This is a genomic window from Desulfosporosinus sp. BICA1-9 (assembly GCF_000802135.1).
Genome location: NZ_JUEE01000026.1, coordinates 59,976 through 73,586, shown reverse-complemented (window position 1 = coordinate 73,586; position 13,611 = coordinate 59,976). Strand labels below are relative to the sequence as shown.

Below are 13,611 nucleotides of genomic sequence, written 5' to 3'. Positions count from 1 at the left end.
ACGTTGTTAAAAGGAGGACAATTAGATGCGGAAAAAGATGCTTTTCATCATCGCTACAACCCTTGTTATTGCTGTACTTATATTTCTCAGTCTTTTATTCAGAGGCCCGGTAAGAACTATTAAACATAGTTCTATCCCAATTCAGAGTTATGAAACTTCGATGGTTGATTACATTCCTCTGCAATATGATACAAAGGACTATATTTTAAAATTTTCAGTTCCAGATGCTACGGAAGTATATGTTAGTCCCGACAAGGGAGAAGAACTGCGATTTAGTACCTATTTAGATAATAGTGAATGGGGTTTCAGGGGGTATATACAGTTATGGAAGCTAAAGGATTTAGAACGTTTTCTTAATATTAGTAAAGCCTTAAGCCCTTTTGATTTTAGGTCCTATAAAGTTAATACTACTCAAAAACGTCAATACCATGGATTCATAACCCAATGGACTGCCGAATTTGGACAAGAATTAATTAGTGGAACAGAGTATTGGTTAAAAATTAACAACACTGAAGAAGTCATTAGAGTATCCATCTTAACAGACACGGCCGACTTTCCAGATAAGTTAGAAAATGTTATACAACTGATCTTAGATTCTTTAGAAATTGATGTAAAGTATTTAATATGAATCCCTATTTTCGCCGCTTTAGTAACTCCTTACCAACCTCTTTAACCCCAACTCCACGCTCTTCCAGCATCACCAAGACATGATAGAACAAATCCGACACTTCAGATTTGATCTCCTCCGGATCGGCGTTCTTAGCCGCAATAATAACTTCGGCGCTTTCCTCTCCGACCTTTTTGAGGATCTTATCAATCCCCTTTTCGAACAGATACGTCGTATAAGCCCCTTCCGGTCGTGCCAAGTTTCGAGAGTGAATTACATCTGTCAACAGCTCTAAGGCTCTGCCAAGCGTTGGCTCGGGTCGTTCTTCCGGTTTCCCGGTGACTTTAAATCCCTCACCCGTCAATTCATAATGAAAACACGAGAAATGGTTTTCATGGCAAGCCATCCCTGATTGTTGCACGATCAGGAGCAGAGCATCCTGATCACAATCAAACTTGATATCAACGATCTCCTGGAAATGTCCAGAGGTTTCTCCTTTCAGCCACAAGGATTGCCGACTTCTGCTATAATAACAGGCCTTGCGTTCACGAAGTGTTCTGCGCAAGGACTCTTCATTCATATAAGCGAGCATCAGAACGTCTTTAGTCTCCACATCCTGAACAATCGCAGGAACAAGCCCGTGGGAGTCCCAGCGAATCCCTGATAAATCGAAGGTTTCTATTTGATTTGCATCCATTGTATCTCTACCTTTCAGTACCATCATCTATCGTTCGTCTAAGTCGAGGTTTGTGGTTGACCCCAGAGACAAGGCTGTTGTCACACCAGTCCCCCTGTTTTTCGAATCAGTATCCCCTGCTCTGCTAAATACCGTTTGGCTTCCTCTATGCTGAACTCCTTGTAGTGAAAGATCGATGCCGCTAAAACGGCGTCCGCTTCCCCAAGAGTTAACCCTTCCGCTAAATGCTCTAACGTTCCCACCCCACCACTGGCAATAACCGGCAGGGAAACCGCTCTACTCACAGCTCTCGTTAGTTCTAGCTCATAACCAACCTTGGTTCCATCGCGGTCCATGGAGGTTAAGAGAATCTCTCCTGCACCGAGGGCTTCTGCTTCTGCAGCCCATTCCAAGACATCCTTGCCTGTCGCTGTTCTTCCCCCATGAATATACACTTCCCATTGACCAGGTGCAGTGCTTCGCGCATCAATGGCGACTACAATGCACTGGCTTCCGAAAGCATGAGCCCCTTCTTGAATAAGACGTGGATTCTGAACCGCTGAGGTGTTGAGGGCAATTTTGTCCGCTCCGGCTCTAAGCATACGGCGTATATCCTCAATAGTCCGTAGCCCACCTCCGATGGTGAAAGGAATAAAGACTTGCTCGGCCGTTCGGCGTACCACGTCAACCATCGTTTCACGATTATCTGATGAAGCGGTAATATCAAGGAAAATCAGCTCATCGGCACCTTCTCTATCATAGAGGGCCGCTAGTTCCACGGGATCCCCAGCATCACGCAACTGCACAAAATTAGTCCCTTTGACCACTCGTCCGTCATGGACGTCTAAACAGGGAATGATCCGCTTACTTAACATGACCTGCCCCCCCGTTCCCCATTACCCCGTCGAGTGGTGTGAAATTTGCGGCCTCCAAAGCTTCTCTCAGGGTAAAGGCCCCACTATAGAGTGCTTTTCCCGTGATTGCCCCTTCAATCGAGACTCCCTTAATGGCTTCGGCTTGCAAGTTTCGCAGATCTGCCAAGGTTGAAATCCCACCAGAGGCAATCACGGATAGGCCAGTTTCCCGAGCCATCTGAACGGTACTTTCAATATTAGGTCCTTGAAGCATTCCATCCCGAGCAATATCTGTGAAGACCACACACTCGACTCCCATGCCTTTCATAGCCAGCCCTAAGTCTATGGCCCTCATTTCTGTTGTTTCCGCCCAGCCTTGAACCGCAACCAAGCCCTCTTTAGCGTCGATGCCCACAATGACTCGTTTTCCGTAGCGACGCGCTGCTTCGGCAACCAACTCCGGATCTTTGACTGCGATCGTCCCTAAAATAACCCGTTCGACCCCTAACTCGATAAGCTCAGTGATCCGCTCCATTGTGCGGATTCCGCCCCCTACCTGGATCTTCATTGAAACATTTCCGACTATCTGTAGAATGATCTCATCATTAACTGGTTTGCCAGTAAATGCTCCGTTCAGATCAACAATATGTAAATACTCTGCACCTTGACTCTCAAAGTCTTTAGCCAAGTCAACAGGGTTATTGGAGTAAACCGTGGAATCCTCCATCCGTCCCTGTAACAGGCGCACCGCTTTCCCCTCTTTTAGATCAATGGCTGGAAAGAGCAACATTGTCATTCACCCACTTTCCAAAATTCGTAAGCAGTTCAAGTCCCCAGGGACTTGATTTTTCTGGGTGAAACTGTGCTCCCCAGACATTGTCTTTGCCAACAACCGCAGGAAAGACAACTCCATAGTCACTACTCGCTATAATATCACGAGTCTCGCTGGGTTGCGCAAAATACGAATGAACAAAATAAAAATAGGATTCGTTGGGAATCCCTTCTAATAAACGAGAAGGTTGTTCGAGTCTTAGGCTGTTCCAGCCCATGTGCGGAATCTTAGCGCCAGGCGGAAATTTAACGACTCTGCCCGCTAGGAGTCCTAAGCCCGCGTGCTCGCCATGTTCTTCTCCAACCTCAAAGAGAATCTGCATTCCTAAACAGATCCCCAGAAAAGGGCGACCCGAACGGGCAAACTCGATGATAGGCTGAGTCCATCCTCCACGATTTAAAGCCTCCATCGCATCGGCAAACGCCCCGACTCCTGGAAGTATGAGTCCATTCACGACCTTCAGATCCTCAGGGGATGTTAAAATTCTTGCCTCAAAACCGACCTTTTCCAAGGCTTTTTCGACACTTCTTAAGTTTCCCCGTCCATAATCTACAATGCCTATCACTTTATAAAACTCCTTTAGTTGAAAGTATTCCACTATACCGAGTGTTCTGGCGAAGGGCAAGACCTAAGGCTCTTCCCACTCCTTTAAAGACAGCTTCCATAATATGATGTTGATTCTTCCCTGAAAGTTGCCTTACGTGTAGAGTCAGTCCACTCTGTACCGCTAAAGCCCGAAAGAATTCCTCTGCCATTTCAACGGGAAACTCACCTACCATGCCCTCTTGACAATTTACATCCCAAACCAGATAGGGCCGATTTGAAAGATCCAATGCCACTTGAACAAGGGCTTCATCCATAGGTAAAAGGGCCTCGCCGAGTCGTTCAATTCCCCGCTTATCACCACAAGCCTCTCTCAGCGCTTGCCCCAAGACGATCCCGCAGTCTTCTATGGTATGGTGAGCATCCACCTCTAAATCCCCACTGGCCTCAATGATGAGATCAAGATAGGCAAACCGGCTAAACGCGGTCAGCATATGATCAAAAAAACCAATCCCGGTCTTAACTTGAGATTCTCCTGTTCCATCTAGATTTAAGCGCACACTTATTTCCGTTTCCTTAGTTTTCCGTTGAATATTAGCTTCTCGCATAATTCGCTCCTCTCTCAATACACAAATCCGCTTCTTTTTATAGTGCGCTAATCTCTCGAACTGCTCGGATAAACCTTTCATTTTCCTCGGGCAGCCCGGCGCTGATGCGCAGGCATTTGCCTAGCGAGGGGAGCATACCCATGTTACGAACAAGAAAACCCCGTTTTAGAAATTCCGAAGCCCATCGATCGGGATCATTCGGTTTAAAAAGAATAAAGTTTGCCCGCGTCGGATAAACGGTTAAGTCCGGAACTAGCTTTAAAGCAGTTTGTAATTTTTTTGTTTCTGCCTTGATTTGCTCAATTTGCCCTTGGTACTCACTTAAGTAATCCAAGGATAGAATTCCAGCTTTCTGACTAAACAGGTTTACATTGAACGGTGGACGAACCCTGTTGATTAAGGCAATAGTTTGCGGTTGTCCAAGCAAATACCCTAAGCGGAGGCCTGCCATTCCAAAGGCCTTAGAAAACGTGCGGAGAATTACCAAATTCGGATAGTTTTCAATTTCAGGAATGAGAGTTTCCTCTGCAAACTCAGCGTAGGCCTCATCCACCACGACAATTTTGCCGCTTTCTCGCACGAGTCGGAGAATCTCCTCTCTTGGAAACAGCGATCCAGTGGGATTATTGGGATTACAGACAATGCACACATGGGCCTCTGGAACTTGTGCTGCCTTTAACATTTGCTCAGTATCCAAGTCTAGGCCATTTAACAAGGGCACTTCTACGACTGTGGTTTCTGTCAAACGTGCATAAATCTGATACATTCCGAAGGTTGGAGGATGGATGATCATAGATTTCCCTAAACCACCAAAGGTTAGTAAAATTAGTTGGATTAACTCATCCGATCCGTTCCCTATCAGAATTCCTTCTGAAGAGATTCCCGTATACTTAGCTATACACGTCTTAAGTTCAGTACCCATGCCATCCGGGTAGCGGTTAAAGGCCAATTCCTGGCTGAACAACGCTTCCCGCATACCCGCAGGCCAAGGAAAGGGGTTTTCATTAGCATCTAGTTTAATACACTCAGGCATATGTTTCGTTTGATAAGGCACAAGCTTACGAACTTCAGGGCGAACGAACCCTTCGACATTACTTAACTTGGTTTCCATCTTTACATCTTCCTTTATCGCTTTTTCTTTGCAACAAACTAATATCAATTCAATGTCTAAATCGTACTTCCACAGCCCGGGCATGCGCTTCCAATCCTTCGCTACGGGCGAGTAAGGCGATCTGCTTTGCATCCCTTTGCAGGGCTGCTTCCGAATACCCGATCACACTTACCTTCTTCATGAACATATCGACATTGAGAGGAGAATAAAAACGTGCCGTCCCTCCAGTCGGTAAAACGTGATTGGGTCCCGCAAAGTAATCCCCGACGGGTTCTGGAGAGAAGCGCCCTAGAAAGATAGCACCGACATTTCGGACTTTTCCTAACCAAGAGTAAGTATCCTTAACGATCAGTTCAAAATGTTCTGGGGCAATTTGGTTTGCCAAATCCATTCCTTCGTTCAGATCCGACACCAAAATCGCGGCCCCATAGGTTTCCCAAGAGGCTCGAGCAATCTCGGCACGAGGTAAGTTCTCCAATTGTCGCTCCACTTCGACGATAGTCTGTTCGAGAAGTTGACGAGAAGGAGAGACTATAATCGCTGAGGCCAAGCGATCATGTTCAGCCTGGGAGAGCAGATCTGCGGCTAACTCTTCTGGCCGCCCGCTCTCATCCGCCAAGATTAAGATCTCACTCGGCCCAGCCAACATATCAATGTCTACGGTTCCGAAGACTTGCTTTTTGGCTAAGGTTACATAGATATTTCCCGGCCCTGTTATTTTATCCACCGGAGAAATGGACTCTGTCCCGTAGGCTAACGCGGCAATCCCTTGGGCCCCCCCGACTTTGTAAATTTCTGTCACACCAGCTTCAGCCGCCGCTACTAAAACCTCTGGTAGAAGTGTGCCATCCACTCTAGGTGGGCTAACCATCACAATCTCTTCCACTCCAGCTACAACAGCCGGTAAAGCGTTCATCAATACTGACGATGGGTAAGAAGCCGTTCCTCCAGGCACATAAATCCCCACGCGCTTGAGTGGAAGAAGCAGTTGCCCGAGAATACTCCCATCCCTGTCTGGCTCCAGCCAAGAAGTTCGCTTCTGGCGTTCATGGAAGTTTAAGATATTTCTTTTAGCCGTCCGCAAAGCTTCTAAGAAATCTGCCTCCACAGCTTGATAGGCGGCTTGAATTTCCTCTTCAGTTACTCTCAAGCCAGATTGACGCAGATTAACTTGATCAAATTCCTCCGTCATTTGGAAGATCCCCTCTTCGCCATCTTCTCGAACCCTCCTGAGGATCTCTGTAACACGTTTATCTAAGGTTTCATCATCTCCATACGATTTCCGAGTGAGACGACTCAAATCAATATCCTGTAAATCCTCAACCTTCATAACGTTTATCCCTCACTTTTTTTGTCAAATCAACTTAGTATAGTGTAGCATCTCCTGTTTTAAATCTAAGGTCTTCTTTATGACTACTTTGCCGAAACCTCTCCGACAAGTTCTCCACGCAAACACTCGACTAAATCTCGAATTCGCTCAGATTTCATGCGGTAGGCAACCCGGTTAGCAATTAAACGGGTGGTCGCTTCAAGGATTGGAGCAACCTCAAGCAAATGATTTTCCTTAAGTGTTTTGCCCGTGGAAACAATATCGACAATCATTTCAGCAAGATCGACACACGGAGCCAGCTCCATATTACCATGAAGTTTAATAGGAGTTACCTGCATGCCCAGCCCACTAAAAAAGGTCTCTGTCACCCGCGGAAACTTCGTGGCCACCCGCTGATGATTCAGTACGCTCAAATCATACTCGCCACTTGGAAGTTTAGGTGGGACACTCTCCTCTGGCATGGCTACTACAAAGCGACAATAGCCAAATTTTAGGTCCAGTAATTCAGCCACATCCTTATTTTCCTCCAGCAAGGTATCCTTTCCAACCATGCCAAGGTCTGCGGCTCCATACTCTACATAGGTCGGAATATCCGTCGGCCGGCAAATAATTATCTTAGCCTTACTATCCGGAAGATCGTAAAAGAGCTTCCGAGAGTCTTCATTCACGTGGCTGCATTCTATCCCAATCCGACTCAACAATTGAATCGAATCAATTAGTAACTTTCCCTTGGGTAACGCAATCGTTAAAAAATCTTTATCCACCTAGGCAACCCCTCTCCAATATCCCTAAAAACTTGATCATAAATAGATATTCCGTTTAACGCTTTAGTTAGTTAAAGTACTAACATATTAATTATATCAAGGTCCTTTAACTCTGGCAACCCCTTATTATAAAAATCATAGAAGTTCCAATCCTCAGATAGTGAATCAAGGAAAATCTCTCGGGCAACTTCAGCCACACAGGTGATTCAGATGCTGAAACATATCGAGAAAAAGGCAGAGAGATTGTCAAGGCGACAATCTCTCTGCCTTTAGTATTCTTTAGTATTCTTTAGTATTCTTTGAATTCTGAGTTAGCTGGTTTTCAAATATCCTTAAGATATATCTCTCGACAAACTCAGATTTTGATATTTAGGAATAACCAGAAATTTAAAAAGCTAAGTGATCATCCGTTAACTTAAATTTCTCAAAGACCTCAATTAACTTAATATAATCATTATCAGTGATGTACTTTTTGCCCGTTTCAGAAATCTTATTAAAGTCGACAGTATTCAAGAGTCCTAGACACCCCCGATTCTTATCGTCAATCTCTTTAAAAGCCTTCGTTAAGTAGGAACCTAGGTTTTGTTTTTCTTGTTTTAAGATATCCCAACGCGCCATCTTGGGTACAAACAAACGATAGGATTCCCTTTTTTCTAAATCTTCTTCTATCAGACTTTGAGATAAGCCCTTTGCTGTAAGTTTATTATGCCTAACTTGGCGTTCCAGATCAAATCGATCGTTTAAGCGCTTTAAAAAAAGAATCGCAATAACATATTCTTTAAATTCCACAGCCTCCCTATCTCCACGTAAAGAATCGCAAGTATCATTAAGAAACCGTTCAAACTCAGCTAGAGATAATTTATCACCCATTTTTTCTACTCCTATCTGATTTGATCAATCTCCCATCTCCATCCCAAAAGTACGGGCAGCTAACAACACGGGATCATCTAATGGCACATATTTTATCTGATCAACCGCTTCATGGAGTGGGACTCGTATAATATCTCTACCTCGAAGTGCAACCATGATGCCAAATTCCTCTTCGAGGGCTGCATCAACCGCTGCTACCCCATAGCGAGTGGACAGCACACGATCATACGCATTTGGAGAACCTCCCCGTTGGAGATGACCGAGTACCGTCACTCGCGTTTCTAACCCATAGTGTTCCTCGAGGTCATTGCCAATTTTAGCACCGATCCCCCCCAATTTGATGGGATCGAATCGTCCCGAAACCATACGTTCAACCACCATTTCCCCGCCAAGGGGCTTTGCACCTTCAGCCGCCACAATAATGCTGAATTTCTTGCCAAGTTTTGCCCGCTTTTGGATGCACAAGGCTACACGATTGATATTATAGGGTATTTCCGGCAAAAGAATGACATCTGCTCCCCCCGCAACACCCGCATATAGCGCAATCCAGCCGGCGTAACGCCCCATCACTTCCAAAATCATGACCCGATGATGAGATTCCGCAGTGGTATGCAAACGGTCTAAGGCTTCCTGGGCAGTATCCACCGCTGTTTGAAAACCAAAGGTTTGATCGGTAGCCATCAGATCATTGTCAATGGTCTTAGGAATTCCAATCACAGAAAGTCCTTTATCCGCTAACTTAAGAGCGATATTCAAACTTCCATCCCCACCAATTGCCAGTAAGGCATCTACACCCTGCTCTTTTAAATTTCGAATCACATCATCTGATCGATCGACCGTTTGAGCTACCCCATTTACTTTCGTATGGTATGCAAAGGGATTATCACGGTTCGTTGTTCCAAGAATCGTTCCACCGCGCGGTAAAATACCTGAGACATCCTTCAAAGCAAGGGTCATAAAGTCCCCTTCTACCGCTCCGCGAAAACCATCACGGATTCCAAGCACTTCAAGACCATATCCAACAGAACTCTTAACAATTGCCCGAATCACAGCATTAAGCCCTGGACAATCCCCTCCACCAGTGAGCACAGCAATCTTACGCATCGTTACACCCCTTTATCTAGATGTATGTACACCATCTTACCTAATTATATAATACTATAGCGCAAAAGAATTCAGAAATTCTCATAGCATTCCACACATTTCCTCGATTTCCTTCCAAACTAGTATACTTTCAATTCCTTATTACAGTTTAACCTTTCGATATGAGAGGATAAAATAACAATAGGCATAAAATCTTCAAAATATGAAACTATTCCTAGTCCTATCGCTGCTATCAGCATACCTGTCAGCATAAAAAATTGCCACCCCAGCCTTTCGGATAGCCACCCGGAAAATATCTGGGCCAAACTAATGGTGACATAAAACAACGCAAAAAATACTATGATTAACGCCTGATTATAATGCTTCCCCATCTTCATCTGATTCAGCTACCATTTACGAATGCCTTCTTAGCACGATACCCTTTAGACTAGGCACATCCGAAGATGCCTTGATCATGAAATAGATAGTGAATCAACCCCCTGAAAGACTCGGAAGAGTCTGAACAGGGGGTTGATGCTTTAAGCGAATGGCGCTTGATCACGATAGCTAACAACCCAAAATCTCTTTAATATTCTTTTGCCGTGCCATCAACTGTGCCTCTTCATACGCCATGGTTCCGAGTGCCATTTCAACCCGTTTCCCACTGGCCCTTAAAACTTGGCACTGGCGAATAATCTGCTCTGCATCCGCTCCATAAACCAAGACATCCGCGCCCTCTACAGCCGGAAGCGGGAATTGTTCTAATAAATTCCCGAGATGAATAGCAAACCCAGTTGCCGGTTGGGGAACCCCAAAATCAGCATATAACGCATCATAACGTCCTCCCTCAACCACTGGAAAGCCCATTCCTGGAACATACCCTTCAAATACTGCTCCGGTATAATACGAAAAACCACGGAGTATTCCTAAATCTAGCGACACATTTGCCTGTACTCCGAAGTCCTTTAAATACCGATATATTCGTCTTAAGCTCTCGACAGCCTGGCGAATCGCTGGGCGCTCGCTCCAACCAAGGACTTCATCAAGAATTTCTTCTCCCCCATGAAAATGGGGCAAATGAAGCAAAAGTTCTTGAACCCGTCCGGGCAACCCACTTTGGCGGACCAAACTTTCCACACCTACCATGTCTTTGCGTGCTAAAGCTTCTTCCAACTTAGCTTGAATCCCCTCTTCGACCCCTGCCTCCAACATGAGCCCTTTAAAGATTCCCATATGCCCAAGGTTAAACTGATAGTTCTTTAGACCCAACCCCGCAATAGCTTCTACCGCAAGAGCAATCACTTCTGCATCCGCCAATTCTTGGTCAGAGCCCACAAGTTCAACTCCGACTTGACGAAACTCTCTATGCCTGACTGTGGTATTTCGATAGACATCAGCACCATAACATAAACGAAGGGGGAATTCTCCACCGCGCATACGGGTGCTGACCAGCCTTGCAATCGGTATGGTCAGTTCTGGACGCATTGTTAGAATATGGCCATTACGATCAAAAAATTTATATAAGGAATCATCTTGCTCAACATCTGGTTGGACGCAAGCGGAAAACTCCAGGGTGGGAGTTAACACCTTTTGATAAGACCATTGTCGAAAAAGGGTAAGAATCTGTTCTTCTAAACGCTCCTGTACCAATACTTCCTCAGGTAGTAAATCTCGCATCCCCATTGGTATGCGCAATCCTAAATTTGTTCTTAACATGATGTTTCTCCTTCACTGATGTCAAATTTCACTTAATCTTTCTGCTCTTGCAAACGCTGCAAAATCAGTTGATAACCATCCGCCCCGAAATTCAAGCAACGTTTCACTCGGCTAATAGTCGCTGTGCTCACCCCAGTCACTTCCCCTATCGCAGTATAGGTTTCATTCCTTTGCAACATTTTAGCTACCTCTAAACGCTGAGCTAAAGCCTTAATTTCAGCAACCGTCGCAATGTCTTCAAAAAACCGGTAACACTCTTCTTTGCTTTTCAGTAATAAAACCGCTTCAAATAAGGCATCTGTTAAAGGGTTTTGTAAACGTTCATCGCTCGACATCGGTTAGCCCTCCTTGACAATATCACTGTCTCCCTTTAATTTATTAAAGCGCTGGTCTATTGTCAAGCTTTTTATAGTATAAAAATTCTTCTAATAACTGCAAAAGCCGTTTACCAACATAATAATGTGGCAACGGCTTCGATAAGTTAATGAATTTATCCAACTCGTGAGAATCCCACTTCTGCAAGTGGGAGTGGTACCCCGTACTCTGCATATCTTTTAAATGGATAAATTATTAATGATTGCTAGAAACTTCACAGTGACTATTGTACCCGTCAGATCGGATTCGAAGTCAATTGAGGCCTTATGACGTGCTGCTATACTCTGACAAATCGCCAGCCCTAGTCCAGTCCCCTGTTCTTTGGTTGTTAGGAACGGAGTACCAAGTTTTCCAAGTATATCAGGGTCAACTCCCCCTCCTTGGTCACTAACCTTAAGGATAATATGTTGATCTAATTGATATGTTTGGATGGTTAAGGTTGTACCGCCTTGCAGTGCTTCAAGGCCATTTCTTGCTAAGTTAAGGATCAACTGTCTAAGTTCATTTTCGTTCCCTTGAGTGTCTGACACCTCAACAAGGTCCAGGACGATTTTTTTGTCTTGATTGTTTGCATCGGCAGACAAAAGAGGAGCAAGCGTCTGAACAACACCTGTAATATTAATTGGACTAAAATTAGATGACTTGTCTTTAGCTAGACTTAGAAAATCTGTGATAATCAAATTAGCTCGGTCTAGTTCTCCAATCATTAAATGATAGAATTCACGATATTGTTTAGCCTCGTCCTTTGTAGTAAGGAGTTGTAGAAAACCACGCACAGTAGTAAGAGGATTCCTGACTTCATGGGCGATTCCCGCAGCCATTTCACCTACCATGTTCAGTCTTTCCAAACGAGCTAATTCTCGATCGGCGCTCTTTCTAACGGTAATGTCAATCAGTACCTTGAAGACCAATCTGGATCCATCTACATCAATATACGGTTGAGAGTAAACTTCATATATACGATTATCAAAAACCATTTCTTTCCATATCGCTGTATTGCTCCTAAAAATCATAGGAGTCATGCAATCCTGGCATGGCCGAGCCAACCCCGCAATGACCTCAAAGCAGTGTTGGTCGATACATGGACCAAACTTAGCTTGAAAGCTCGCGTTGGCAAATCGTATCTTGTAATTTTCCTCTTGCACATAAACCAGACCCGGAAAGTTGTTAAATAATGAATATAACCGATAATGCTCTTCCTCGATAGCCTTTTCGTTTTTCCTTCTCTCGTCTATGTTGCGGAAAAAAACTGAAATCCCACTCTCGGTCGGATAAATACTAGCTTCCACCCAATGCCCTACGAAATTTGCATACGCATCGATCCGTTTAGGTTGACCTTTATTCATTACGTCCAGACAAGCGCTAGTAATTACTGTATTTCCAAGTTTGTAAGTTTCCCAATAATTAGTCCCTACAATCGTTTCGTTAATACCATTTTTTTCCCGGGCTAGATTCATAGCTTTATTGGCAAACGTTATAATCCATTGACGATTAACGGCTATAAAGTAGTCACCCATACTGTCCAGCGTATCAATCATATCTTGATTAACTTTAGCTAGTTCTGTTTGAGCAGCTTCTTTTTGAATAATTTCACTTCGGAGTTGCTGGTTTGTGTGTTCCAATTCATCCGTGCGAAATTTAACTAATTCCTCTAAGCTTTCCCGATACTGGTTTAATTCTTTATTCTTAAGCTCAATTTCAGAAGTATCCCATATTGAGATAACTCTTAAGCACCGAGTGTTAACCGTCACTTCATAATTTTCGATGTGTACAGGGAAAAGGCTCCCATCTTTCCTGATATGAACAGATTTATATCCATAATGGGCACTATATTGTATTAGCCCTTTATGCAGAAAGTCCTGTTGATGCCCTGGAGCACATAAAAATTTATAGATTGATTTGCCAATTAACTCAGCAACACAATATCCATGCATTTCGGCATATCGGGGATTCACTTTGAGCAATTCACCGCTATTGGCGTCACACACTACCATACCCCAGCTATTCTCTATGAAAATCTGATTCCAAATTTCGTTGTCCTCTCGAATCCCTACTAAAGTTGCCTCTTGGTTAGCAATCATTTGCTTTAATTCGACAATGACTTTATTTGTCGTCATTTTTCAATACCACTTTTCTTCATAAAATTGCTGCTAGTGAATGGGAGTAACACCTTAATAGTAATGTTAGCTGCTTATGTAGTTTGTGAGTACAAACACATACTAATGTGATCTTATTCGACAAA

14 protein-coding genes are annotated in these 13,611 nt (G+C 44.1%); 1 reads left to right on the top strand and 13 read right to left on the bottom strand.

Translation table 11 applies throughout. The features are described 5' to 3' along the window. The first annotated feature begins 25 nt into the window (after window positions 1–25). The gene (locus tag JL57_RS33360) at window positions 26–628 is read left to right on the top strand and encodes a hypothetical protein (RefSeq protein WP_291299634.1); all 603 of its coding nucleotides are present in this window, start codon (window positions 26–28) and stop codon (window positions 626–628) included. A 4-nt stretch (window positions 629–632) separates the two neighbouring features. On the opposite strand, the gene hisIE is transcribed toward JL57_RS33360, so the two are convergent. From hisIE to JL57_RS03160, 13 genes are all read right to left on the bottom strand, one after another. After that, complete coding sequence (hisIE, locus tag JL57_RS03225) at window positions 633–1,304, bottom strand: bifunctional phosphoribosyl-AMP cyclohydrolase/phosphoribosyl-ATP diphosphatase HisIE (protein ID WP_034140617.1); 672 nt, start codon at window positions 1,302–1,304, stop codon at window positions 633–635. An 80-nt stretch (window positions 1,305–1,384) separates the two neighbouring features. Further along, window positions 1,385–2,158: an imidazole glycerol phosphate synthase subunit HisF gene (hisF, locus tag JL57_RS03220; RefSeq protein WP_034140616.1), complete on the bottom strand. Its 774-nt coding sequence runs from the start codon at window positions 2,156–2,158 to the stop codon at window positions 1,385–1,387. Further along, window positions 2,148–2,927: a 1-(5-phosphoribosyl)-5-[(5-phosphoribosylamino)methylideneamino]imidazole-4-carboxamide isomerase gene (gene hisA, locus JL57_RS03215; protein ID WP_045691111.1), complete on the bottom strand. Its 780-nt coding sequence runs from the start codon at window positions 2,925–2,927 to the stop codon at window positions 2,148–2,150. The genes hisF and hisA overlap by 11 nt, the downstream gene beginning before the upstream one ends. Continuing rightward, a complete protein-coding gene (gene hisH, locus JL57_RS03210; RefSeq protein WP_034140615.1) occupies window positions 2,905–3,534 on the bottom strand; it encodes an imidazole glycerol phosphate synthase subunit HisH in 630 nt (209 codons plus the stop codon). Before hisH ends, hisA begins: the two co-directional genes overlap by 23 nt. A gap of 1 nt (window position 3,535) precedes the next feature. Further along, a complete protein-coding gene (hisB, locus tag JL57_RS03205) occupies window positions 3,536–4,120 on the bottom strand; it encodes an imidazoleglycerol-phosphate dehydratase HisB (RefSeq protein WP_034140614.1) in 585 nt (194 codons plus the stop codon). A 37-nt stretch (window positions 4,121–4,157) separates the two neighbouring features. After that, entirely contained in the window at window positions 4,158–5,231 is a 1,074-nt protein-coding gene (gene hisC, locus JL57_RS03200; protein ID WP_034140643.1) for a histidinol-phosphate transaminase, read from the bottom strand. A gap of 49 nt (window positions 5,232–5,280) precedes the next feature. After that, window positions 5,281–6,561, bottom strand: a complete 1,281-nt coding sequence (hisD, locus tag JL57_RS03195) for a histidinol dehydrogenase (RefSeq protein WP_034140613.1) — start codon at window positions 6,559–6,561, stop codon at window positions 5,281–5,283. Between the two features lie 83 nt (window positions 6,562–6,644). Further along, window positions 6,645–7,325, bottom strand: coding sequence for an ATP phosphoribosyltransferase (gene hisG / locus JL57_RS03190; RefSeq protein WP_034140612.1), 681 nt, complete (start codon window positions 7,323–7,325; stop codon window positions 6,645–6,647). A 387-nt stretch (window positions 7,326–7,712) separates the two neighbouring features. After that, entirely contained in the window at window positions 7,713–8,195 is a 483-nt protein-coding gene (locus JL57_RS03185) for a type I restriction-modification system subunit M N-terminal domain-containing protein (RefSeq protein ID WP_034140611.1), read from the bottom strand. A gap of 24 nt (window positions 8,196–8,219) precedes the next feature. Next, the gene (locus tag JL57_RS03180; protein ID WP_034140610.1) at window positions 8,220–9,299 is read right to left on the bottom strand and encodes a 6-phosphofructokinase; all 1,080 of its coding nucleotides are present in this window, start codon (window positions 9,297–9,299) and stop codon (window positions 8,220–8,222) included. A gap of 546 nt (window positions 9,300–9,845) precedes the next feature. Then, window positions 9,846–10,994: an ATP phosphoribosyltransferase regulatory subunit gene (gene hisZ / locus JL57_RS03170; RefSeq protein ID WP_034140608.1), complete on the bottom strand. Its 1,149-nt coding sequence runs from the start codon at window positions 10,992–10,994 to the stop codon at window positions 9,846–9,848. Between the two features lie 32 nt (window positions 10,995–11,026). After that, window positions 11,027–11,329 carry a YerC/YecD family TrpR-related protein gene (locus JL57_RS03165; protein WP_034140607.1) on the bottom strand — a complete coding sequence of 101 codons (303 nt, stop codon included), beginning with the start codon at window positions 11,327–11,329 and terminating at the stop codon, window positions 11,027–11,029. 219 nt (window positions 11,330–11,548) lie between these two features. Next, the gene (locus JL57_RS03160; RefSeq protein WP_034140606.1) at window positions 11,549–13,486 is read right to left on the bottom strand and encodes an ATP-binding protein; all 1,938 of its coding nucleotides are present in this window, start codon (window positions 13,484–13,486) and stop codon (window positions 11,549–11,551) included. Between the last annotated feature and the right edge of the window lie 125 nt (window positions 13,487–13,611).

Coding starts and splice junctions, on each gene's coding strand:
- hisA (WP_045691111.1), bottom strand. CDS start 2,927: ATGTTGCTCTTTCCAGCCATTGATCTAAAAGAGGGGAAAGCGGTGCGC.
- JL57_RS03160 (WP_034140606.1), bottom strand. CDS start 13,486: ATGACGACAAATAAAGTCATTGTCGAATTAAAGCAAATGATTGCTAAC.
- hisB (WP_034140614.1), bottom strand. CDS start 4,120: ATGCGAGAAGCTAATATTCAACGGAAAACTAAGGAAACGGAAATAAGT.
- JL57_RS33360 (WP_291299634.1), top strand. CDS start 26: ATGCGGAAAAAGATGCTTTTCATCATCGCTACAACCCTTGTTATTGCT.
- hisF (WP_034140616.1), bottom strand. CDS start 2,158: ATGTTAAGTAAGCGGATCATTCCCTGTTTAGACGTCCATGACGGACGA.
- JL57_RS03165 (WP_034140607.1), bottom strand. CDS start 11,329: ATGTCGAGCGATGAACGTTTACAAAACCCTTTAACAGATGCCTTATTT.
- hisC (WP_034140643.1), bottom strand. CDS start 5,231: ATGGAAACCAAGTTAAGTAATGTCGAAGGGTTCGTTCGCCCTGAAGTT.
- hisZ (WP_034140608.1), bottom strand. CDS start 10,994: ATGTTAAGAACAAATTTAGGATTGCGCATACCAATGGGGATGCGAGAT.
- JL57_RS03180 (WP_034140610.1), bottom strand. CDS start 9,299: ATGCGTAAGATTGCTGTGCTCACTGGTGGAGGGGATTGTCCAGGGCTT.
- JL57_RS03185 (WP_034140611.1), bottom strand. CDS start 8,195: ATGGGTGATAAATTATCTCTAGCTGAGTTTGAACGGTTTCTTAATGAT.
- hisIE (WP_034140617.1), bottom strand. CDS start 1,304: ATGGATGCAAATCAAATAGAAACCTTCGATTTATCAGGGATTCGCTGG.
- hisD (WP_034140613.1), bottom strand. CDS start 6,561: ATGAAGGTTGAGGATTTACAGGATATTGATTTGAGTCGTCTCACTCGG.